The organism is Caballeronia sp. INML1, assembly GCF_023631085.1.
In the GTDB taxonomy this organism is placed as follows: Bacteria; Pseudomonadota; Gammaproteobacteria; order Burkholderiales; family Burkholderiaceae; genus Caballeronia; species Caballeronia turbans.
Window position 1 is genome coordinate 100,039 of sequence record NZ_JALQDT010000061.1, and the last position, 22,600, is coordinate 122,638.

At 65.6% G+C, this 22,600-nt stretch carries 19 protein-coding genes; 3 read left to right on the forward strand and 16 right to left on the reverse strand.

Annotated features, from left to right (window positions below; genetic code table 11):
• Nucleotides 1–13: 13 nt before the first annotated feature.
• From araD to NCR38_RS24790, 8 genes are all read right to left on the reverse strand, one after another.
• A complete protein-coding gene (gene araD, locus NCR38_RS24755; RefSeq protein WP_250477736.1) occupies nucleotides 14–1,747 on the reverse strand; it encodes an L-arabinonate dehydratase in 1,734 nt (577 codons plus the stop codon).
• Between the two features lie 95 nt (nucleotides 1,748–1,842).
• Nucleotides 1,843–2,508: a MarC family protein gene (locus NCR38_RS24760; RefSeq protein WP_061119267.1), complete on the reverse strand. Its 666-nt coding sequence runs from the start codon at nucleotides 2,506–2,508 to the stop codon at nucleotides 1,843–1,845.
• A gap of 87 nt (nucleotides 2,509–2,595) precedes the next feature.
• Nucleotides 2,596–2,937 carry a hypothetical protein gene (locus NCR38_RS24765; RefSeq protein ID WP_061119184.1) on the reverse strand — a complete coding sequence of 114 codons (342 nt, stop codon included), beginning with the start codon at nucleotides 2,935–2,937 and terminating at the stop codon, nucleotides 2,596–2,598.
• Nucleotides 2,938–3,001: 64 nt separating this feature from the next.
• Nucleotides 3,002–3,760: a flagellar brake protein gene (locus NCR38_RS24770; RefSeq protein ID WP_061119185.1), complete on the reverse strand. Its 759-nt coding sequence runs from the start codon at nucleotides 3,758–3,760 to the stop codon at nucleotides 3,002–3,004.
• 220 nt (nucleotides 3,761–3,980) lie between these two features.
• Entirely contained in the window at nucleotides 3,981–4,961 is a 981-nt protein-coding gene (locus tag NCR38_RS24775) for a hypothetical protein (protein WP_061119268.1), read from the reverse strand.
• A 234-nt stretch (nucleotides 4,962–5,195) separates the two neighbouring features.
• The gene (locus tag NCR38_RS24780; RefSeq protein ID WP_250477737.1) at nucleotides 5,196–6,278 is read right to left on the reverse strand and encodes an alpha/beta fold hydrolase; all 1,083 of its coding nucleotides are present in this window, start codon (nucleotides 6,276–6,278) and stop codon (nucleotides 5,196–5,198) included.
• A gap of 94 nt (nucleotides 6,279–6,372) precedes the next feature.
• A complete protein-coding gene (locus NCR38_RS24785) occupies nucleotides 6,373–7,713 on the reverse strand; it encodes a hypothetical protein (RefSeq protein ID WP_061119187.1) in 1,341 nt (446 codons plus the stop codon).
• 179 nt (nucleotides 7,714–7,892) lie between these two features.
• Entirely contained in the window at nucleotides 7,893–8,525 is a 633-nt protein-coding gene (locus NCR38_RS24790; RefSeq protein ID WP_061119188.1) for a TetR/AcrR family transcriptional regulator, read from the reverse strand.
• Nucleotides 8,526–8,682: 157 nt separating this feature from the next.
• Here NCR38_RS24790 and NCR38_RS24795 point away from each other — a divergent pair, with 157 nt between their 5' ends.
• Nucleotides 8,683–8,955 (forward strand): hypothetical protein, encoded by a 273-nt coding sequence (locus NCR38_RS24795; protein ID WP_061119189.1) that lies wholly within the window; start codon nucleotides 8,683–8,685, stop codon nucleotides 8,953–8,955.
• Nucleotides 8,956–9,042: 87 nt separating this feature from the next.
• On the opposite strand, the gene NCR38_RS24800 is transcribed toward NCR38_RS24795, so the two are convergent.
• The 6 genes from NCR38_RS24800 to NCR38_RS24825 all read right to left on the reverse strand — a co-directional run bounded on the left by NCR38_RS24800 (nucleotide 9,043) and on the right by NCR38_RS24825 (nucleotide 19,523).
• Nucleotides 9,043–9,891, reverse strand: a complete 849-nt coding sequence (locus NCR38_RS24800) for a hypothetical protein (RefSeq protein ID WP_250477738.1) — start codon at nucleotides 9,889–9,891, stop codon at nucleotides 9,043–9,045.
• Nucleotides 9,891–12,314 (reverse strand): NfrA family protein, encoded by a 2,424-nt coding sequence (locus NCR38_RS24805; protein WP_061119191.1) that lies wholly within the window; start codon nucleotides 12,312–12,314, stop codon nucleotides 9,891–9,893. Before NCR38_RS24805 ends, NCR38_RS24800 begins: the two co-directional genes overlap by 1 nt.
• On the reverse strand, nucleotides 12,311–14,488 hold the full coding sequence (locus NCR38_RS24810; RefSeq protein ID WP_061119192.1) for a glycosyl transferase family protein: 2,178 nt from the start codon (nucleotides 14,486–14,488) through the stop codon (nucleotides 12,311–12,313). Before NCR38_RS24810 ends, NCR38_RS24805 begins: the two co-directional genes overlap by 4 nt.
• Nucleotides 14,488–16,710 carry a cellulose biosynthesis cyclic di-GMP-binding regulatory protein BcsB gene (locus NCR38_RS24815; protein WP_061119193.1) on the reverse strand — a complete coding sequence of 741 codons (2,223 nt, stop codon included), beginning with the start codon at nucleotides 16,708–16,710 and terminating at the stop codon, nucleotides 14,488–14,490. The genes NCR38_RS24810 and NCR38_RS24815 overlap by 1 nt, the downstream gene beginning before the upstream one ends.
• A gap of 203 nt (nucleotides 16,711–16,913) precedes the next feature.
• Complete coding sequence (wecB, locus tag NCR38_RS24820) at nucleotides 16,914–18,116, reverse strand: non-hydrolyzing UDP-N-acetylglucosamine 2-epimerase (protein WP_250477739.1); 1,203 nt, start codon at nucleotides 18,114–18,116, stop codon at nucleotides 16,914–16,916.
• A 348-nt stretch (nucleotides 18,117–18,464) separates the two neighbouring features.
• Nucleotides 18,465–19,523, reverse strand: coding sequence for an NAD(P)-dependent alcohol dehydrogenase (locus tag NCR38_RS24825; RefSeq protein ID WP_061119195.1), 1,059 nt, complete (start codon nucleotides 19,521–19,523; stop codon nucleotides 18,465–18,467).
• 411 nt (nucleotides 19,524–19,934) lie between these two features.
• On the opposite strand from NCR38_RS24825, the gene NCR38_RS24830 reads away from it, so the two are divergent.
• Entirely contained in the window at nucleotides 19,935–20,213 is a 279-nt protein-coding gene (locus tag NCR38_RS24830; RefSeq protein ID WP_061119196.1) for a hypothetical protein, read from the forward strand.
• 9 nt (nucleotides 20,214–20,222) lie between these two features.
• Here NCR38_RS24830 and NCR38_RS24835 read toward each other — a convergent pair whose 3' ends face one another.
• The gene (locus NCR38_RS24835) at nucleotides 20,223–20,540 is read right to left on the reverse strand and encodes an HNH endonuclease (protein ID WP_061119197.1); all 318 of its coding nucleotides are present in this window, start codon (nucleotides 20,538–20,540) and stop codon (nucleotides 20,223–20,225) included.
• 185 nt (nucleotides 20,541–20,725) lie between these two features.
• On the opposite strand from NCR38_RS24835, the gene NCR38_RS24840 reads away from it, so the two are divergent.
• A complete protein-coding gene (locus NCR38_RS24840; RefSeq protein WP_061119198.1) occupies nucleotides 20,726–21,610 on the forward strand; it encodes a hypothetical protein in 885 nt (294 codons plus the stop codon).
• A gap of 60 nt (nucleotides 21,611–21,670) precedes the next feature.
• Here NCR38_RS24840 and NCR38_RS24845 read toward each other — a convergent pair whose 3' ends face one another.
• The gene (locus NCR38_RS24845) at nucleotides 21,671–22,507 is read right to left on the reverse strand and encodes an alpha/beta fold hydrolase (protein WP_061119199.1); all 837 of its coding nucleotides are present in this window, start codon (nucleotides 22,505–22,507) and stop codon (nucleotides 21,671–21,673) included.
• Between the last annotated feature and the right edge of the window lie 93 nt (nucleotides 22,508–22,600).

Below are 22,600 nucleotides of genomic sequence, written 5' to 3' on the forward strand. Positions count from 1 at the left end.
GAGGTTGCGCGTCTCAATGTATGTCGGGGTCGCCGCCGGTCGCGGCTTTCTCTTCGAGGAAATCGAAGTCGCAGCCCTTGTCCGCCTGCGTCACATGCAATTGATGCATCACGCCGAAGCCGCGCTCGAACGGGCGCTTCGGCGGTGTCCACGCGGCCTTGCGCGCGGCGAGCTCGTCATCGGTGACACCGAGATGCAGGCGGCGCGCGGGCAAGTCCAGCTCGACGATGTCGCCGTCCTTCACGAACGCGAGCGGCCCGCCGACGAACGACTCCGGCGCCACATGCAGCACGCATGCGCCGTAGCTCGTGCCGCTCATGCGCGCATCGGATATGCGGACCATGTCGCGCACGCCCGCTTTCAGAAGCTTCTGCGGGATCGGCAACTGGCCCCACTCCGGCATGCCCGGCGCGCCGACCGGCCCGGCGTGCTGAAGCACGATCACCGAATCGGCGGTGATGTCGAGCGCTTCGTCGTCGATGCGCGCGGCCATGTCGGCGTAATCCCTGAACACGACCGCCGGCCCGCGATGCCTGAGCAGGCGCGCCTCCATCGCCGCCGGCTTGATCACGGCGCCGTCCGGCGCGAGATTGCCGGTCAGCACCGCGAGGCCGTCGTTCTGGACCAATGGATGGGTGCGGCGGCGAATCACGTCGTCGTTGAAAATCGCGGCCCCCGCGATGTTCTCGCCGAGCGTCGCGCCATTGACGGTCAGTTGCGAGCCGTCGATCAGATCGCCGAGTTCGGCGAGCAGCGCGCGCAGGCCGCCGGCGTAGAAAAAATCTTCCATCAGATATTTGCCCGCCGGGCGGATGTTGCCGAGCACCGGCGTCACGCGCGCGAGTTCGTCGAAGCGCGCGGTCGTGAGCGGCACGCCCGCGCGCCGCGCGACCGCCACGAGATGCACGATCGCGTTGGTCGAGCCGGACAGCGCGAGCACGGTCGTCACGGCGTTGTCGAAGGAGGCCGGCGTGAGAATGTCGGACGGCTTGAGGTCCGTCCACACCATGTCGACGATGCGCTGCCCCGTCAGCGACGCGTGCTGCGCGTGCCGCGAATCCACCGCGGGAATCGACGCGAAACCGGGCAGCGTCATCCCGAGCGCTTCGGCGGCGCTCGTCATGGTCGATGCCGTGCCCATCGTCATGCAATGGCCCGGCGAGCGCGCTATGCCGCTTTCCACGCCCTTCCACTCGTCCTCGGTGATCGTGCCCGCGCGCAGTTCCGCCCAGTACTTCCACGTATCGGAGCCGCTGCCGAGCGTGCGGCCGTGCCAGTCGCCGCGCAGCATCGGGCCGGCGGGCAGAAAGATCGCGGGAAGGTTCATGCTGATCGCGCCCATCAGAAGGCCGGGCGTGGTCTTGTCGCAGCCGCCCATCAGCACGCAGCCGTCGAACGGATACGAGCGCAACACTTCCTCGGCTTCCATCGCGAGAAAATTGCGGTAGAGCATGGTCGTCGGCTTCTGGAACGGCTCGGCGAGCGTCATCACCGGCATTTCGACGGGAAAGCCGCCCGCCTGCCAGATGCCGCGCTTCACTTCCTCGACGCGCTGCCTGAAGTGCGTGTGGCACGAATTGATTTCGCTCCACGTGTTGAGCACGGCGATAACCGGCTTGCCCATGTAATCGGACGCGTGATAGCCCATCTGCGCCGTGCGCGAGCGGTGGCCGAACGAGCGCAGGTCGTTCGCGCCGTACCAGCGGTGACTGCGCAGGTCTTCCGGCTTCTTGCGATTCAGAGTCAAGCGGCGTCTCCTTGATGGTAGCGCTACCATGCGACGACCAAAAATGGTAACGCTGTCATCCGCGAGCGTCGCTCGGGGTTTGTCCGGGAATTGCGCTACTTGATAGTGAGATGAACCGACGCGATCAGCTCGGACAGTCCGAGCCAAAGAATCTCGACGCCGATGCAGAAGATGACGAACGCGAAGAGGCGCATCGCGACCTGCGTGCCGGCAGTGCCGAGCAGGCGTTCGAGATGCCCGGCGAAGCGCACGCACACATAGATGCTCGCGCACAGGACCACCAGCCCGACGCCGACACCCGCGAGATGCACCGGCTGCAGGCCGTGGCGCGGCGAGCCGGTGCCGAGTGCGATGGCAACCGCGATCGCGCCCGGCCCGACGGTGATCGGCAGCGTCAGCGGATAAAAGGCCTTCGCGCGCAGCGATGCGCCGCTGCGGGGCCTCGGCGCGGCCTCGGAGGCGTCGTCGTCATCGGGCGCCTGCAGCAGGCTCCAGCCCGCCATCGCGACGACCAGACCGCCCGCCACGCGCAACACAGGAATCGAAATGCCGAAGAACGACAGCACGTAGGCGCCGATCGAAAGCGACGCGAGCAGAATCGCGAAACTGTTGATGCAGATGCGCCGCGCAAGCTCGGCGCGATCGTCGTCGCCGATATGCGGCAGCATGCTCAGCACGACGAGCGCCGTCGCCGGCGGATTGATGATCGGGAACAAACCGGCGACGATCACGAGGACCGTCTTGGCGAATTCGTTGAGCATGCGCGTCGTTGTCCGTTCGTCGTTGGCTTGCTGCAAGCCCGGACATTGTGCACGGTAAGTCGAATCGCGTGCGCGGCAATCGACGGTTCAGGCGAACGGCGCCGAAAGAATCAACGCGCATTCGGTGAGAAACGACCCGAGCCCGACGCCGATCAGCACGCGCGCGATGACCGTCCACATGCGGCGATCGACATTGCCCGCGCAGCGCCACGCGAGCGTGCACCACAGCAGATACAACGCCGAGCAGAGGGCGAATACGCCCAGCATGCCGGGCCAGAACCAGACGGTGATCAGCAGGAATGTTTCGGGAGCGACGCCGCTCGTCCAGAGGTCGAGATAGACGAACCACCATGCGAGGTGAATCGGCACGCCCAACAGCCACCAGACTTTCCAGCAACGTTCTTCTCCGCGCCAGGCCTTGCGCAACATGCGTCGTCATGCAGTGGAAAGAGGCACGCATTCTACTCCACGGCGCCTCGCATCCGCGTGCCGTTCACGCCGACAGGCTGCGGCGCTTCGCCTCCATGCGCGTGATGAGACGCTGCAGCACGTTCTCCGCCGCGCCCGAAAGCTGCACGAAACGGAATCCGACGACATAGCGCACATCGCCGCGCGGCGTGGTCACGGTGCGCGGCGACACGAGTTCGAGATCGACGGGCAATGCCGCGCCGGGGCCGAGATGCAGCACGACATCGTTGAACAGCGTGCCGGTCTCCGTTTGCGCGAGACGCGGCGTGTCCATGCGCAGCGCGATGCCGCCGAGCGACAGATCGTGCACTTCGTAGCGGAACGATTCGCCGTCGCCGAACGCGCCCTTCGCGTAGAACGGATCGAGAATCGGCGTCGGCACGCGGAAGTATTCGCGGCGCTGGAACTGATAGAGCTTCTCGGGAAAGGAGACTTCGAACGCCTGCCGTCCCTCGCAGGTCACGGCATGGGCGGCGTGCGTCGTGAATTCGACGCGCACGCCGTCCGGCGCACCCTTGAAATACAACTGCCGCGCTTCGAGCAGCGCGCGGTTGTCCGATTCCACGCCGCCCCAGTCGAACACGATACGCGCACCGCGCACATCGACTTCCAGCAATTGCGTGACGATCTGCCCTTTCCCGCTCGTGACCGTCAGCATGTCGCGACGCTGCACGAGATTGCGCAGAACAATGGATATTTCGGATGGCGTATGTCGCGCGAAGCGCTCGTGGTCCTCTGCGAGTTTTTCGATGTCGGATGCCTGCGGTAACGGTTCGGCGAGCATGATGGTCCAATCTAGTTATCAGTTTGGGACAGTGAGCGACGACTACCTGATCTGACCATGTTGCCCGAAAAGAAAGTGCTCCAGTCCGTCAGTAACGACTAGGTTTTCACGGTAATTCAGCGTTTTGCAGAGCAGCAAACGCGCTTGCCTTACGTTTTGCCTTCGAAAGTGCAAAAAGGCCGGGCGCTGTCACCCGGCCTCGTGCTTCACGCTGAATGCGTCACGCGAGCGCGTCGGACTCGCTTGTGAGCGCGCGGCGTCTCATCGGCGTGAGTGCGGCGCCGAGGCGCTCGCCCTGAGCCTCGCTGACCAGACTCGTCAGAATCTCGCCGAAGCGCGGCTCGTCGACGCCGGAGATGATGTACTGCCAGCGATACGCGTCGACCAGCCCCGCATGCACGCGCGCCTCTTCGTCGTCGGACAGCGCGCGGTCGAGTAGCGTGACGAAGTAGTGCGCGTCGGCGGCGGCTTGCGCCTGCATCATGCCGTCGATCGCCGCGACGAGTTCGATCAGATCGCCGATCGCGGCATCGCGTGCGTCGTCGTCGATGCGCGCGTCCTCGCGCACCCATTCCAGTTCGTCGATGATCGCGTGCTGCGACTCCTCCTTCCAGTGAAACAGGAAGATGTCCTTGAAGAGCGGCGAGAGGCTCGCGTCGCTCTCCATGCTCTGCCGGTAATGCACCTGCGTGACGATTTCGACGCAGCACGTCAGCGCGAGAATCGACCATGTGGACTTGCCGAGCACGAACGCGGCGACTTCGTCGGCCTGCGCAACGAAGCGATAGCCGGGCGGAAGCGCTTCGGCCGCGAGCGCCTCGACGCGGCGGAACAGTTCCTGATGCTTCAGCTCTTCATCGGTGAAACGAACGATCGCTTCGAGCGCGGTCTGATCGCCGAGCGCGTGATCGCGGCCGACTTCCAGCATCTTCGCGCCGACGAAACGCTCGATCATGCCGAACATGTTGGCGTACGTGCGGCCCTGAATCTGCGACATGAGCCGGCGTTCGCGCGTATCCAGAAACGGCAGGCGGTTGACTTCGGTGAGCCCGTCGGGCATGAACTTGTGCGCGGGATCGAAATGACGGCCGCGCAATACGTCGCGATCGATATCCCAGCGAATGCGGCGGGACACTTCGATGCACTTCGCATAGCGTTGTTGCGTACTGGTCTTGCTGGACTCGTGCTGAACGGCTTTCATGTAAAAACTCCGGGATGACTCTGCGTCGATGACTGCGTTGAAAGGGGCGCCGGACAGGCGGCGCGCCGCGTCGAACAGGTCGGCGTAGGGTTCATGCATGAGTCATGCGTCGCGTCACCGTTCTGCTGATCATTCTCGGGAGTGCCGCGCTTTCGCACATGAGGCGCAAGTCCCGGTCGCGAACCGGGACGCGACGTTTTGGCGCCAGGGAAGGGGGACGTGTGTCCCGAAGGCTCAGGCAGGCGCGTCGAAGCCCGCGCGGCGGGCAAGCACGATTGCCTGCGCGCGATTCTCGACTTCGAGCTTCGCGAAGATGCTGGTGATGTGATTGCGCACCGTCTTCTCACTGAGCGCGAGGCGCGCGGCGATCTGCGCGTTGTCGCGCCCGCCCGCGATCAATTCGACGATATCCCGCTCGCGTGGCGTCAGTGCGGAGAACGCGGGATCGGCCACTTGCGCAGACGGCAGGAACGCCCGCACTTCCTCGCGCCAGCGCTGCCAGGCGGCGTCGGATGCGAGCGTGAGATGGTTCTCGCTTTCGAGCGGCACGAAGCGCGCGCCGGGAATCTGACCGGCGAGCAGCCGGCTTTCGTCGAAGGGCACGCGCGCGTCGCCGGTGGCGTGCAGCACGAGCGTCGGGCATTGCACGCGCGGCAGCAGATCGACCACGTCGATCTCGTTGAACACGCGCATGATGCGCGCGGCATTGTGCGGCGTCGTGGTCAGCCGTTCGAGCTCGTTGAACCAGTGATGCTGCTCGGGCGTGCCGCCGGGAATGAATTGCGTCGTGAAGAATTGCCGGAACGCGGGATTCTGTTTTCCCCAGCCGAGTTCGGCGAGTTTCACGAGCATTTCGGCTTCCTCGCGCAGCGCCGGATCGCAGGTGCGCTTGAGCCGGCCGCGCGCGTAGCCGCCGTGCAGCACGAGATGCGTGACGCGCTCCGGATGCGCGACCGCATACGCGATGGCGATCGACGCGCCCTGCGATATCCCGAGCAGCGGAAAGCGTTCGAGGCCACTCGCATCGACGACGGTTTCGAGATCGCGCAGCCAGGCGTCGAAGGAAATGTCGGGGACATCGCGGTCGGAGAGACCGCAGCCGCGCTGATCGTAGCGAATCAGCGTGTGGCGGCCGCACAGTTCGAGCACCAGATGGCTCCAGACCGGACTCGTGAAGTCCAGCTCCAGATGACTCAGCCAGTTCGCCGCCTTGATGAGCGGCGGCCCTGAGCCGCAAGTCGCGTATGCGATGCGCACGCCGTCGCTCGCCGGGCAAAGGCGGATCTGCTGCCGTGGCATGGACGGGCGCGGCACCATCGGAGTGATGTGTATGTAGGGACTACGTACAAAGTCGATGCCCGCGCGGCGGCCCCGCGCGTTCGCTCATGCTCGCCCGTAATGCTTTGGAAAGTCAAGGACGGCGCGCGCCGCGCATCTGGCTTGTCAGGTCGCCGTGATGCATCGCGAGCGCGCGCATCGACGGCCACATATGCATGTAATGCACCATGAAGCTGTCGCTGCCCTGAAGCTGGTACGGCGTGTTGATCGTCGTGCAATCGAGAAGATCGCGATATTCGGCGAGGCCGTGCCGTTGCAGCACCTTGATGAACACGTCCTGATCGCCGCCGCTCGCGTATGTGGACGATTTATCCGCGATCCCGCCGATGGTCTGCTCGATTTCGCTCAGCACCTCGATGTTTTGCCGCGTGTTCCGAAAGCCCATGATGCCCGAGTTGAACCGCCAGCTCACGTCCGTCGCGATCACGCGGTCGCGGTCCTTCATGAGCGATTCGAGCGGCCTGCCCTGATCGACGACGAGCACGTCGGCATCGATCCAGAAGACCCATTCGTGTCCGGGCAGATGGCGCAGCAGCACCCACGGCTTGATCCAGTTGCCGCTCGCGTCCGGGCCGGCGTCCGGCGGCACGTCGCGATAGAGATGGAGCGCATAGCCGTGCCGCTCGCAATAGCGGCGCAGATTGCGCTCGGCGATCGCGCCGTACTCGCGGATATTCGGCGTGTAGAGCATCGCGAGCGCGACACGCGCGTCGCCGTTCACTGCCTCGTAGCGCGCTTCGCCGGTTTCCGGTGCCGGCAAGGCGAGATACGGCAGTCCGCGCGCCTGATAATCGTTGACGTGCTCCGCGAGCAGATCGCGCAGGCCAGCGAAAACCGGCTGATTTCTCGGCGCTTCGCGTATATCCGCGAGCGCGAGCGCGAATGCGGGCCATTCGGACCAGACCGGAGACACGTCCAGCGCGGCAAGCGCAACGGGCACATAGCCATTGATCGCCACGTTGAACGACAGCGGATCGAGCGCGCGCAGCAACTCGGATTCGCTCACAAGCGCGTGGCCGCCGAACTTCGCACGCTCGCAAAGGCGCTCGACGCACTCGCGCGCGGCGGGCGTATTGCGCCAGAGCTGGAACGCCGCCATCACATCGACGTCGTGGCTGTCGCGGTACGAGATGATCCAGTCGCGGCTCCCGCCTTGCATGAAAGTCTCGCAGGGTATGTCGCGCAACAGCAGGCAGTCCTGCGTCAGCAGCAGCACGAGGTCGCCCTCGGCGCTCGTGCGCAGCGCTCGCAGCAGCACCTGATATTTCAGCAACATCCGCAGATGCGGCCAGCCGATCGCGCTCGCATCGACGTATTCGTGTCTGTATCCCTGACGCGCGCAGTAGCGGCGCGCATTCTCGAACGACGCGTGAGCGTTACCGTCCGCGAAAAAACTGATGACGTGCGTTGTCATGGCGATGCTCCGTGATTTGCGTTCCTATCCGGGCGATTCTGGTCCCGGGGTCGGCGCGTGAGCAAGCGCAAGGACAGTTTGTTTCATCCGCTTGGGCATCGGCTGCGATCGTTTCGCGCAACGACGTGGGCAGCGTCGTTGCATTACCGACGCTCGACGGACGAATACGGATCGCGCGTTCAGCGTTTTGCGCGCAGCGGCAGCGTCGCGATGAACTGATCGATCGCCGCAAGGAGCGCCGCCTTGCGCACGCCGTCCTGCGCCTGAATCGACAAGCCCGCGAACAGCGTCATGCACAACGCGGCGAGCGCGGGAACATCGGTGCGTGCATTGAGCTCGCCGTTCTCGACGCCTCGCGCGAGCCGCGCCGCGACGATCGACGCCACCTTGCGTCTGCGCTTCTGCATCTCGCTGCGCAACTGCGCATGCTCGGCGCCGACGGACATCGCGCCCAGAAAGATCATGCAGCCACGCGGATTCGGCGCGCCGGTGAAAAGCTCGACGCTCGTGCGAAACATCGCGCGCAGGCCGTCGCGCACGGACTCGTGCGCCTGCAACTGCCTGAGCGCGGCGCCGCCTTCCGCGTCCGTGTAGAGCTCGACCGCCTCGCGATACAAATCTTCCTTGCTGCCGAACGCGGCGTAGAGGCTCGGCGAATTGATGCCCATTGCGTCGACGAGATCGGCCATCGAGCACGTGTCGAAGCCCTTGGCCCAGAACACTTCCATCGCCCTTCGCAAGGCCGCCTCGCGGTCGAACGTGCGGGGCCGTCCGCGCGCCTTGTGCTGCGTTTCCCGAACTTCCGACGGCATGTCTCGCTCCTTTGCGCGTCCCATCGATTGCTGCGCGCATTGAAATTCTGAATTATGTGTCGATCGTAACAAAATAACTGGACGCCGTCACGCGACGATGTTCAAATATATGTGTCGACCGTTACATAAATCTCGGAACCTTCTTAGGAGTGTCGTCATGAAATCGACTTTGTCCGCACTGGCCGCCGCGTTGCTGCTGATGAGCCCGCTGATGTCGTTTGCGCAAGCCACGGCAACGCCGGCGTCGCCCGCGCCGTATTCGGTGTTCGTCGATCAGCCGACCGGCTTCACCTTCGTCAAGATGCCGTCAGGATGGAAGTTCGTCGGCGCGGTGTCGAAGGACGAAGCGCAGCATGTGCCGTCGAATGTGCTGACGTCGGTGTTGCCTGCCGATTCGGCGCGTGCCATCGACACGGCATCGGTCAAGTAAGCGTCATACGCAGGCGGCCGGCAGCCACGGCCGGCCGACGAGGCAGAGCGCCGGAGCGCTTTGCGGAACTGGCGTTGCGGCGCGTCGCTAATGCCGTCGATACGCATCGAGCAGGCCTTGCACGATGTCCGCGGACACATAATGCGGCCCATCGAAAAGATAGGTCTTATATCCGCGATACGCATCGATCTGCGGCCTCAGTTCGTCCACTGTCGCGGAACGAAACCCGCCGCCCACTTGCGGCCGGAACGCTTCCGCAATGATTCGCACGCGATGCCGCCCGAGCTTCGCCGCAATCTGATCCGCATACTCCCGCGCGACGCGCGGCTCTCGCGCATACACGCCGCAGCCGTCCTGCAACAGCACGCCTACATCGCGCGGCAACCACTCATCGAGCCATTGCGCGAGCGCCGCGCCACCGACATTCGCGCGGTCATACACGCTGATCCACAACGGACGCGGCAACCCATCGAGCAGCGCGCGCAGCGCACCCGCGTTCTGCCAGGTCGGATCGATCTCGACGGGAAAGTAGTAGCCCGTCACATGCACGGGCGGATGAACTTCCACGAGCCGCATCGATTCGACGAACAACTGCGCCGCATTCGCGCGCGCCGCCGCTTCGTCGAAACGGCCCGCGAGTCCAACGATCACGTCGCGCGCCCAGGGCTCCTGCCCGATGCGCTCCCAGTCCGGCATCCGTGCCGCCGTGCGCATCCCGGCGCCGGGCACGAAGGCGATGCCGTCCACCGCCGTCCATTGCACAATGAGTTCATGCGCGCCGAGCTTGTCCCAGTCGCCGCGCGGATCGGCGTGCGCGTTGTCGGGCTGCCAGACGATGCCGTCGACGAGACGCACGCGCGAGGCATCGGCTTGAGCCGAAGCCGGCGCGAGCACAAGGCAGCACGCAATGACGAGGGCGGAAAATAGAGAGGACATCAGTACGAGAATACCGCGCCGAAGAACACGCCTCGCGCGCGATCGTCGCCGGCGACGCGCAAGCGGTACTGCACCGCGACATCCACGAACGAACGCGGCGCGTCATACGGACCGCCGCGGAACCAGTAGCGCGCCGCCACGCCCGCGCCGGCGCCCACCGGCACGCTGTGATCGACCGCCGAATCGTAGTCCATGCCGACGACCGCATGCGGAAACACCGTCAAACGCGGACTGATCGCATCGACGCGATAGGTGCGGCCCAGTCGCGCGTTCGCGGTCGCGTAAGTCGAATCGTTCTGGATGTAATGGCCCGCCTCGCCGTACACCGTGCCCGTCCACCAGTTCGGGACGTCGAGCCTGCGCGTGTCGCCGAAGCCGTTCGAATACGCGGCGCGCGCGAGCCAGTCGGCGCGCACGTCCGAGCCGATCGGCAGAATTTTTTCGATGGCGAGAATCGCATTCGCCGATGCGAACGGCTTCACGCGCGCGCCGATCGCCGCCTGCAACGTCGATACCCCCGACGGCCCGCCGCCCTTCACGCCGAAGTTCTCGTAACCGCGCGCGTACACCTCGAACATGCGGTCACCGAGGCTGCCGAACGGCCGCCAGTACGCCTCCGCGCCCGCCTGCCAGTTGTTCGATACGCCGGGCGTGGGCGCGAACGCGAACCCTTGCTGCGCACCGTTGCCGCGATAGTTCACCGACGCGCTGAAGCCCCAGTTGCGCGTCGCTTCGGCGTGCGCCGCGCGTGCGTCGTTCAGTGCTTCAGGCGCGAGCGCCTCGCCGGCGGGCGCGCCCGCGCTATGGTCGATCGCGCGTTCCAGGAACTTCACGCCTTCGTCGGTGCGGCGCAGGTTGAGCGCCGCGTAGCCGGCGTCGGCTTCGGCCGATGCGGGCAGCGCGCCCTCGCGTTCCGCGCGCGCGAAGTAGTGCAGCGCGAGCGCGCTGTCGCCCGCGCGCTGCGCGATGAACGCGGCCTGCGTGGCGGTCATCGAATCGAGCAGATTCGCGTCGATCAACGCGCGCGCTTCGCCCGAGGCCTCACGCGTGCGGCCCGTCGCCGCGAGCGCGTCGATCAGCGCGATGCGCGGCTGCGGATCGTCGGGCACTTCGGCGATCGCCGTGCGCCAGAAGCCGATGGCCGCTGCGCGATCGCCGCGACGTTCGGCAAGACGCGCTTCGCGTGTCGCGGCGAGTGCGGGATCGTGCGCGTAGACATCGCACGATGCGCCGAACCGGTCTTCGCGGCATTCGAAAGTCGGGCGCGCGCGCGGATCGATTTGCACGGTCTGCGTGGCCGCCATGCGCAACATCGCTTGCGCGCGATGGCGGCGTAACGTGATCGCGGCATCGGTGTCGTCGGGGGGCTGCGTGGCGACGGACGGCAGTGTATCGAGCGCCGCTTGCGGATTGCCTTGCGCGAGCCGCACGTCCGCGACGATCGTGCGCGCGACGCGCGCATCGCGATATGCGCGTGCGTCGCCCGCATCGGTGGATGCGGCCAGGGTCAGCGCGCGCGCGAAGTCGGCATGCTCTGCGCGCGCGGCGCGTGCGTATCCGCGCAAAGCCCACGCGAGCGCATTGTCTTCATCGATCGCGATGGCATCGCCCGCCGCGGCTTCCACGCCCGCGAGATCGCCGCGCGTGAACAATATCTCGATGAGCTGCATGCGGAAATCCATCCGCGCCGGCGCATACATGACAGCCTTCCGCGCGAAATCTTGCGCCGCATCCAGGTCGCCGCGCTCGCGCGCCACATATGCGGACTTCGACGCCCCGGGCGCAAGCCGGTCGCCGATGAAGCGCCGCCGCTCCCGCAAGGCGTCGCTGTCGCCGAAGTGCTGCGATGCGTCGACGGCCGCATCGTATGCGGCGGCATCGTCGCCGGATGCGGCGAGGGAATCGATCAGCAGATAGCGCAGACGCTCCGCCCGCGGCGCAAGACGCACGGCTTCGCGGCTTCCCGCCACCGCCGACGCGTAATCCTTCTTCGCGTAATCGCGATACGCCGCGCGCGCTGCCTTCGACGCCGGCGCCGGCAAGTCGTCCGGCACGCCGCCCTCGCCGCCCGACGCGATCAGGATGTCGATCTGCCTGCGCCGCGCGGTCAGCGAAGGCGCCGGACCGAGCTGCGCGATGGCTTCGGCAAGCACACGGCTCGCGTCCTTCAGACGCCCGCGCGCCGCGAGCGCATTCGCAAGCAGCAGACGCAGATCCGCGACGTCGGGCCGCTGGCGAATCGCCTCGCGCGCGCCTGCGATGGCATCGGCATAACGATGCTCGCCGTAGGCCGCGAACGCTTCGCGCGCCACGCGATACGCCGCGCCGCTCAGAGGCAGCTGCAGGGTCTCGTCCGCACGGGATGCCGCGGCGCCGCACAAGGCGAGCGCGGCGCACAACGCAACGCGAACGTGCGGCGTCATCGAATGCCGGCCCGCGCGAGATAGCGGCGGCGCTGCTCCGCGACTGCGGCGGTGAGCGCATCGGACGTGATGATCGCCTCCGCCACCATGTAATCGCCGATGCGTCCGTGCCGCTCCGGCCGATAGTCCCGCAACGCGGCCTCGAACGCGCTGCGCGTGACGAGCCCCATCTCGATCATGATGTCGCCGAGCAAGGGCACGCCGCGCGCGGCCGTGGCGTCGGCAAGCGCCGGCGAGGCATCGTCTTCGCCATCGCCTGTCAAGACCGGCATGCCGACCGCGCGCAGCATGCGCAGGCCCGCCGCGATCTCGCTTTCGCGCACGATCTGCAGCGCGACCGGGCCGCCGGACGTCGCGCGCAATTCGGCGAGCGACGCATCGTCGAGCAGGCTCGCGCAGACGAACACGGCGTGCCCGTTCGCATCGATGCCCTGCGGCAGCACGCGCAGCCGCACGAGCGTCTCGGGCGTCGCGATGCGCGTCGGGTCCATCCGCGCCGCGTCCAAGCGTCCGCGCGGCAGGTCGGCCTGGAACGCGATCGCTTCCGCGAGCGTTTCCTCGTCGAGCCAGCCGCGTGTCACGAGCACGCGGCCGATCGGCGCTTCGCGTGCATGATCCGTCCGCCGCGCTTCTTCGAGCCGCTCGGGTGCGATCGCCTGCCACGAGACGAGCAGTTCCCCGAGATCCTGACGCGTGTCGCGCAGGGCCTCGTTGCTGGGGAAATCGTGCATCGTCTTGTCCCATGCGAGCCGCCGCCCCGTCACCATATGCACGATGAAAAGCCGCCACGCGCGCGCCACCGCCATGAAGTTGATGACGTTGCTGACGACCATGCGCGGCACCGACAGCACGCCGTGCTCCCAGCCGTAGAGCCGCGTCGTGAAGATGATGCGCTGCGTGACGCGCAGCACGAGCGCGACGGAGTTCGCGGCGAGCAGCGCCTGCAGCCACCGCGAATCGATGAACGGCGACGGAAAGAAGTCGCCCGCGAGGCCGAGATACGAAGCCGTGGCGAACAGCATGAACTGCACGGCGAGCAGGTATGCGAGCATGCCGACGAACGCCGTCACCACGCCCTTGCGGTCGCGCATCAGCAGATAGCGATTCGCGAGCGACCCGCTCCAGCCCGTCAGCGCCCATCCCTGCAAGCCGATGCCGAGCGTCCAGCGCGCGCGCTGCCGATAGGCGGTGCGAAACGTGTCGGGGAAAAACTCGCGCACGCACAGCGGCATCGACAGCCTGATTTCGCGCTCGCGGCCCAAACCGAACCAGCCCTTGCGGCGCGTCGTGAATTCGACGGGAAAGAGCGGAAAGATCGACTGCATGCCGAGCCGCGTGATGCGCGTGCCGATGTCGTAATCCTCGGTGAGGCTTTCGGTGTTGAACGGCTGGTGCTGCGTCTCTTCGACGAGCGCGCGGATCGCGCGGCGCGAAAAGCACGTGCCCACGCCCGCCGACGGCACCGCGCCCGCAAGACTCTCACGCACGACGAGATCCTTCGCGTGCCATTCCGCGAACTCGTCCATGTACGTGCCGGCGACGAGCTCGAACCAGTGCCGTTCGAGCGACGCCACCGGCAACTGGATCATGTCCTTGCGCGGCAGGAGATAGTTGAAGAACTTCAGTTCGACGGGATGCAGCACGTCTTCGCTGTCGTGCATCACGATGCCCGCGAACTCCATCCCGGCTTCGAACTCGTAATGCAGGATCGCCTGCACGAGCCAGTTGAGGCAGTCGGCCTTGCATGTCGGACCGTCGTGCGGCACTTCCACGCGATGCAGATGCTTGTAGCGATGCCGCATGCGCTCCACTTCGGCGATCGTCGCCGCGTCGTTCTGATACGTGCCGACGAACACCGTGTATGCGCGATAGTCGAGCACGCGCACGAGATCCTCGATCATCGCGGCGATGACGTCGTGTTCCTGCCACGCGGGCACCATGATCGCGATGGGCTGCTCGTCGCGCGCATAAAGCTGCTCGACGGTGAGCGGCGCGTAGCGGCGCTCGACCGTCACGCGCCGCCAGAACTTGCGCGTCCAGTACCAGACGTCGATGAACAGATCGTCCAGGCTCGAAAGCAGAATGATCGCCGCGACCGTCGCGGCCACGTATTCGAGTCCCTGGTAGTACTCGGCGAGCAGAATCTCGCCGTACCACCCGAGCGCCTCCGGCATCACGCGCGATCCTCGTCATCACCGGCGCGCGCGCGATGCTTCCGGCGCGCCTGGCCCGCGAGCGCGATCAACGCGAGCAACAGCACCACGAGCACGGCCGGAATGCCCCAGCGCGCCCAATGCCGCGTGACCCAGTCGGCGCTCGACGCGGGTTCGTCGGTCATCTCTTCGGGGTTGACCGTGTCGAACTGCTTGAGCACGCCGCTGCCGTCGACCACGGCGATATTGCCGCGCGAAAGCTGCAGCTTGTCGGTCAGTACGGGCGCCGCGCCCGCCGATCGATACACGACGCCGCTCTCGCCGCCCGCACTCGCAACGCTCACGACCGCGACGCGCGAGAGCCCCGACATGTCGAGCAGCGTATCGCCCGCGGGTGATGTCAGCGAAAGACGCTCGGCCGAATATGCGGCGGGATTCTTCTCGTCGGCGAGCTTGACGTCGGCGGCGAGGAACGGGCCGGCCGGATTCGCCGCCGCGTCTGCCGCGTTCACCACGAATTTCGCCGATACCGGCGCGATGCCCGCCGCGCCGGTCAGCACGGCAAGGCGCGGGACGCTGTTCATTGCATCGTCGAGCCAGGCGCGCGGCACGTACACCGTCGCCGACGACGCATAACGCGCCGCCATGCCCGCGAACGTGTTGTCGGGCGGACCTTTCGCAAGCCGCAGATGGCTCGACGGCAGCACGGCGACGGGATACGTCTGGCGCGCCTGACAGCCGCCGTCCGGCTGGCGGCGGAAGGTCACGCGCAGATCGTTGGTGCGCGCGAGGGCGTAGCGCGGAATCGGCGCGACGAGACGCTCGCGCGCGCCATCGACGTTGATGAGCTTCGCGCCGATCATCACGTCGTTGAAGTACACGGTGGCGGTTGCCGCGCCGTTGGAGAGCGTCGGCGAAGCGGCGAGATCGAGCACCACCTGCTCCGGCAAGCGGCCGTTGCCCGAAGCCGCGGCGAGGTCGAAGCGCGCATCCCACGACGCGGCCGTCTGCACGTCGACACTGCGCGGATCGCCGCCGAGGTCGGACAGCGCGATGGTGTCGCCGCGCGTCTGCTGCGCCACGTCGATGCGATGCACGACCACGCGGTTCGATACATCGATGGGACGCCAGCCGTGCGCAAGCGCGCCGATGCCGCGCGTGTCGCCGACGACGATCATCGCGCGGCCGCCCACGTGCGCGACGCGCACTTCGCCCGGCGCGAGCGGCGAAGTCAGTTGCGACGCCGATTGCTTGCGCCATGCGTCGAAAGCGGCGAGCGCATCGCCCGATGTGTTCGTGACTTGCGCGCGCAACGCGTCGAGCGCGCGGTCGATGGTCTTGCGCATCGTCTCGTCGGCGACGACCACGTCCGGGCCGAACGCCGCGCGCGCGCCGAGCGCGACGAGCGCGCCGAGTTCCGCGTCGTCGGCGATCGCGTGCTTGCCGCCCGCTGCCAGCGCGGCGAACGCGGGCACGCCGCGCAACGGCGCCGGCACGTCGATGCCCGTGAGATCCACGGTATCGCCCACGGCCGGCAGCGCCTGCATCACGGGCCGCTTGCCGTCGCGTTGCAGCAGCGCGTCGGTGCGCCAGGCGGTGTCGAATGCGTTCGCGGACAGCTTGCCGCCCGACACCGCGAGCACCGGCGCGTAAGGCAGCGCGCTCCATGCGGTGCGCAGGTCCTGCACGTCGGCGGGACTGAAGCGGAACGTGAGACGCGTCGTCGGATCGACGCGCAGCACGTTGCCGATGGCGGTCTGATCCGAGCACTCGCCCTGGCTGACCACCGACGCGAACCCAAGCCCCACGCGCACGAAGCCGGCGGAACGCGCCGCGCCATCGACGCCGAGATTGACCGACACGCCGCCCGCATCCTGCGTGAACGCACGCGCGAGCACCGGCGAGCCGTCGAGAGAAAGGAGCATCGTCACGCGGCCGCCGTCGCCGCGCACATAGCCGCCGTCGAATTGCAGCGTCGCATCGGTGATCGGCACGCCGGCGGGCACAGGCAGGAAGAACTCGCGGCGCGTATCGGGTGCGCCGAGCGTCACGCTTTCGAGCAGGCCGAGTTGTCGCAAGGTCACGGTGCGCGTTTCCGGCACATCGAGGCCGAGCCGCCCGAGCGCGCCCGCGATGCCGGTGCCGGTCGCGGCAGCGAAGGCCGCATGCTGCAGACCCAGGAACAGCGCGATTGAAGCCAGAACGGCACGCTGGGCGCGCCGCTTGAAGATGTCGTTGACCAAGTTGAGTGCTCGAAGTTGACGCAACGGGGCGGGATGGCCGCGAAGGCACACGCACGTCGCGCGCGATCCGCCTCGATTGCGTGAAGCCTGATTCCGGACTCCCTGGCCGGAACGATCAGGCGCGTGTTGCTGAAGAAAGAGCCGGTGCCCGGAGTCGCGGCCCGGCCTTTGGCGCGACAGGCTGTACGTACGCGGCCGAAGGACTACGCGAACGCCTCGCCCACGACACGCGTCACATTTTTCGTGGCGCGCGGCATGACGGGTTTGAATTCCTCGAAGGGGCGGCCCGCGAGCGCCGCGACGATGCGCGCCGAGGCTCGCCCATCGCCGTAGGGATTGACATTGCGGGTGAACGCCGCGCGGGCGTTCGTGTCGTCGAGCAGCAGATGGACCGTCGCGGCGATGGCGTCGCTGTCCGTGCCGACGAGCACGGCGGTGCCCGCATCGATGGCCTCGGGACGCTCGGTGACGTCACGCATCACGAGCACCGGCTTGCCGAGCGCCGGCGCCTCTTCCTGCACGCCGCCCGAATCGGTCAGCACGAGCGTCGCGCGCTGCAGCAGCCGCACGAAGCCGAGATAGTCCTGAGGCTCGATGAGAAACACGTTCGGCGCACCGCCGAGCGCGCTGATCACCGTTGCGCGCACGTTCGGGTTCAGATGAACCGGATAGACGATCTGCACATCGGAACGGCGCGCGAGACGAACCAGCGCCGCGCAGATATCGCGCAAGCCCCGGCCGAAACTCTCGCGCCGGTGGCCCGTGACGAGAATCAGATGCTTCGATGGATCGAGAAACGGAAAGCGTGCGTCGAGCTTGCGGCGCAGCGCATCCTGCGAATCGATGCGCTTCGTGACGGAATGCAGCGCGTCGATCACCGTGTTGCCGGTGACGAATGCGCGTCCATGCACCGTTTCCTTCGCGAGGTTGGCGTGCGAGCGCAAGGTCGGGACGAACATCATGTCGCTCACGACATCGACGAAACGCCGGTTCATCTCTTCCGGCCACGGACTGCTCATGTCGCCCGTGCGCAGCCCCGCCTCGACGTGCGCGACCGGCACCTGCCGGTGAAACGCGGCGAGCGCGCCCGCCGTCGCGGTGGTCGTGTCGCCGTGCACGAGCACGCGATCCGGCTGTTCCTTGGTGATGACGTCGTCGATCGACGCGATGAGGCGCGAAATCAGCCCGTTCAGGCTCTGGTTCTCCGACATGACCGCGAGATCGTGATGCGGCGTGATGTCGAACAGATCCAGCACTTGCCGGAGCATCGAGCGATGCTGGCCGGTCACGCACACCACGGACCGCACACCGGCTTCCGCTTCCAGCGCCTTGACGAGCGGCGCCATCTTGATCGCCTCGGGCCGCGTTCCAAATATGGAAAGTATCGTTTTTCGCTTCGTGTTCATTAGGTCCCGACGATTGCACAATCTTTAACAATTTCGATTGTATTCAGACGTTTAGGACCGCCAGCCAACTAAAATGTAAAAAAGTCTAACGAGAACGCGAAGCGCCGGTTTGGCGAGTTTTTGTCCAAAGTCGAGCGGCGTTTTTTACCTAACCAGTTAGCTTTCCCAACGTTCGGGCGAGATCGTCGAGGCGAAAATCCGACACTGCGTCGTCGCGTGATTTCGTCTGATGAAAACGCGATATGCGTGTGAGCGGCTTGCTTGGAGGCGATCGACCATTCGGGAGCTGCGGGGCCGATCGCCCTTTTGAAGGAGCGCTGAAGGACGCGCTCCGAGAACGAAACAGGCTTACTTCTCCATCGTCGCCATATCGATGACGAAGCGATACTTCACATCGCTCTTCAACATGCGCTCATAAGCCTTGTTGATTTCGTCCATGCGAATCATCTCGATGTCGGAGGTGATGCCGTGCTCCGCGCAGAAATCGAGCATCTCCTGCGTCTCCGCAATACCGCCGATGAGCGATCCGGCGAGCGAGCGGCGCTTGAAGATCATGTTCATCACCGAAGGCGACGGGTGCGGATGCTCCGGCGCGCCGACGAGCGTCATGGTGGCATCCCGCTTGAGCAGTGCCATGAACGGATCGAGATCGTGCGACGCGGCCACCGTGTTCAGAATGAAGTCGAAGCTGTTCGCGTGCGCCGCCATCTGGGCCGGGTCTTTCGAAATCACGACTTCATGCGCGCCCAGACGCTTCGCGTCCTCGATCTTGCCCGGCGAAGTCGTGAAGAGCACGACATGCGCGCCCATTGCGGCGGCGATCTTCACGCCCATGTGACCGAGACCGCCGAGACCCACGATGCCGACCTTGTGCCCCTTCTGCACGTTCCAGTGGCGCAGCGGGGAATAGGTCGTGATGCCCGCGCACAGCAACGGCGCGACCGCCGCCAGTTCGAGGTTCCCGGGGATGCTCAGCGTGAACGCCTCGTCGACGACGATGCTCGTCGAATAGCCGCCCGCCGTGAAGCCGCCGGACTTTCTGTCCGGCGAGTTATAGGTTTGCGTGAAGCTTTCCGGGCCTTCGCAGAACTGCTCCAGTCCTTCCTTGCAGGACGCGCACGTGCGGCATGAATCGACCATGCAGCCGACGCCCGCGAGGTCGCCGACCTTGAACTTCGACACGTCCGAGCCGACTTCCGCCACGCGCCCGACGATTTCATGCCCCGGCACGACCGGAAAGTTCGAGCCGCCCCATTCGTTCCGCGCCATGTGCAGATCGGAGTGACACACGCCGCAAAAGAGAATGTCGATGCGCACATCGTTCGGGCCGACATCGCGGCGCTGAATTTCGAGCGGGCCGAGCGGCTTGTCGGCTGCGGCGGCTGCATAGGAATACGCTTTCAGCATGATTGTGCTTCCTTCCTTGATTTGAATCTTTCGTGGACGAGCCGGCCCCGACGCAATGAAAAGGCCGGCCGATGAGACGTGTCAGGTGAACGGGTTTGTGCGGCAGCGAACTGTCGCCGTCATGCACCGCACGCGTTGCGAGTGACTTGCCGATTGCGCCGATATTTCGGCGGCGCTACGCAACCTCAATACTGTATGCCTATAAAAACTTCTCTGCCGAAATGGCGGCTCGATTATGCCTTTCGAAAGAACTGTGCAATTGCGTCGCCGGAGAATTTGACAATCGAACGCCCTTCTTTCGACTCCCTGCTAATGGGGATGGTCGAGAGCAGACGAGCGTCCTAAAGTGATCGTGCGCGAGGACACGGCCATCCTCATCGCACGGCGCCGGAACTTTGAGAGAGCGAGACCATGAAGGCGAAGGCAATTACGGCAAGCATCGGCATGCCGGGCGGCGCGGTCAGCGCCGAGTTTCATATCGACACGGGGCGCCTCAGGATCTTCGAACGCGGCATGCTTCGCGTCGAATTGTTTCCGCCGCAATCATGGTTCACGGTGGCGTCGGTGGCGGGAAACAGCCGCTGGGGCACGCGGCCGCGCGAAGCGGATATTCGTCTCGTCGTCGAGAACTTCATCCTTCAGCGCTTCGGCATGACGGCGTACCGGAGCGAAACTTCATGCGCGCAGTGACGTGCGCGCTCAGCGTGCACGCGCGCGCCGCGTGCGCTGATAGAAGGCGTCCGGCTTGGTCTTCACCCATTCGACGAAGCTATGCACGCCTTCGTGCGCGAGCAGTGCATCGACGGTCGAATAGCGCTGCGCCAGCTCCTTTTCGGTGAAGAGCGCATGCAATTGCCGATGACAGATGCGATGCAGCACGGCCGTCTGCCTGCCACCGTGCGATTTCGGCACGAGATGATGCAAATCGCGCTCCGATGGCGGCACCGCGCGCCCGCACAGCGCGCAGATTTCCTCCTGCGGCGGGTGATACCACGGCTCCGGTGTGCGCTTCGCCATTGCGTTCCTCGTTTGTTCTCGTCGAGTTTACGCCTCGTCTTTCCGCGCCGCATCGGACGATTCATCTGATCAACATTCCTTAGCTTCTCGATTCGACATCCTCATGCGGTGAGTCGTGCGCCGATACAATGGCTGCGTGAACGCGCGCATCGGCGCACTCCCTGCAACTGCAACGGAGATACACCATGACAGGTCCGGCGAGTAACCTCTACGAGAGCTGGCAGGAACAGATTCAGCGGGAGCTGAATGCGCGCGTCAGGACGCATCAGCACGAAGTGCGGCAAGCGAAAGTGCAGCAGGCGCGTCAGACCGGCGCGCCTGCGCCGCTCGTCCTGATCGGCGAGGGCGATTCGTGGTTCGACTATCCGCTGCCGGACCCACTTCATCCCACGGATGTATTGCAGGCGCTCGAGAACACGGGCAAGCCCGTTCCGCTGATCCTCAAGCTCGCGCACTATAGCGACGCGACCACGACGCTCCTCGGCGTGAACAAGCGCAACCGCCTCATCGATCAGTTGAAGGACCCGGCCAACGGACCCATCGACGCACTGCTTTTTTCCGGCGGCGGCAACGATGTGGTCGGCGACCAGTTCCGCTTCTGGCTCCACGATGCAGACGCGGTCGCCAACGATCCTGCGCAGGGCATCGATATCCGGCGGCTCGCGAATATCTTCGGCGTGGTCGAGAGCGCCTATCTGGATCTGATCCGCATCCGCGACCAGTTCGCGCCTCACGCACCCATCTTCGTGCACGCTTACGACTTTGCGATTCCCAGCGGCACATCGGCCTGCCATCTCGCCGGACCGTGGCTTCGTCCTTCGCTCGTCGATCGGGGCTGGCGGGACCTCGCGCCCGGCACGCTGATCGTGCGGACGATCCTCGTCCAGTTCCGCGCGATGCTGCTGCGGCTCGCCAGCGATCCCGCGCACAATCTGGTGCTGGTCGAGACGCAAGGCACGCTTGCGCCCGATGACTGGGCCAACGAACTGCATCCCACCGGCGCGGGCTTCGCCAAAATCGCCGCCTGTTTCAGGGCCGCGCTCGCCGCACGCTTTGCGCATCGCATATGAGGGCGGCGTGCGCTGAGATGCGAGCCGGTATCGATACCGGCTCGCCGCCCGTTTCTCCTATCAGCCCTGCACGAATGCGAGCAGGTCGGCGTTGAGGACGTCCGCGTTGACCGTGAGCATGCCGTGCGAGAAGCCAGGATACGTTTTCAGGGTGCCGTTCTTCAGCAACTTGATGGACTTCAGCGCAGCGTCGGCGATGGGCACGATCTGGTCGTCCTCACCATGCAGGACGAGCGTCGGCACGGAAATCGACTTCAGGTCTTCAGTCTGGTCCGTCTCCGAGAACGCCTTGATGCCGTCGTAGTGCGCCTTCGCGCTACCCATCATGCCCTGACGCCACCAGTTCTGGACAACGCCCTGTTGGACGGTCGCGCCCGAGCGGTTGAATCCGTAGAAGGGTCCCGCCGGAACATCGACGAAGAACTGGGCGCGGTTGTCGGCCAGTGCCTTGCGAAAGCCGTCGAAAACCTCGACAGGCAGGCCTTCCGGATTTGCTTCGGTTTTCAGCATCAGCGGAGGCACCGCGCTGACGAGTACCGCCTTCGCGACACGTCCTGACGGTTCGCCGTGCTTCGCGACATAACGGGCGACTTCGCCGCCGCCTGTCGAGTGTCCGATGTGAACGGCATTTTTCAGGTCCAGCGCTTCGACGACCGCGAATGCGTCGGCGGCGTAATGGTCCATATCGTGACCGTCCGAGACCTGCGACGAGCGGCCGTGCCCACGCCGGTCGTGCGCGACCACACGATATCCCCGCTGCACGAAGAACAGCATCTGCGCGTCCCAGTCGTCCGAGGAAAGCGGCCAGCCATGATGAAAGACGATCGGTTGCGCGTCCTTCGGCCCCCAGTCCTTATAGAAAATTTCGACGTTATCTTTGGTCGTGACGAACGGCATGGTAATCCTCACTCGTGAAAAAAGGTTTGCAGGACGCCGGGCCGAGGTTTGAAACTCAGCGCCGGCTTCGATGTTCTTGCGGCAAGACAAGCG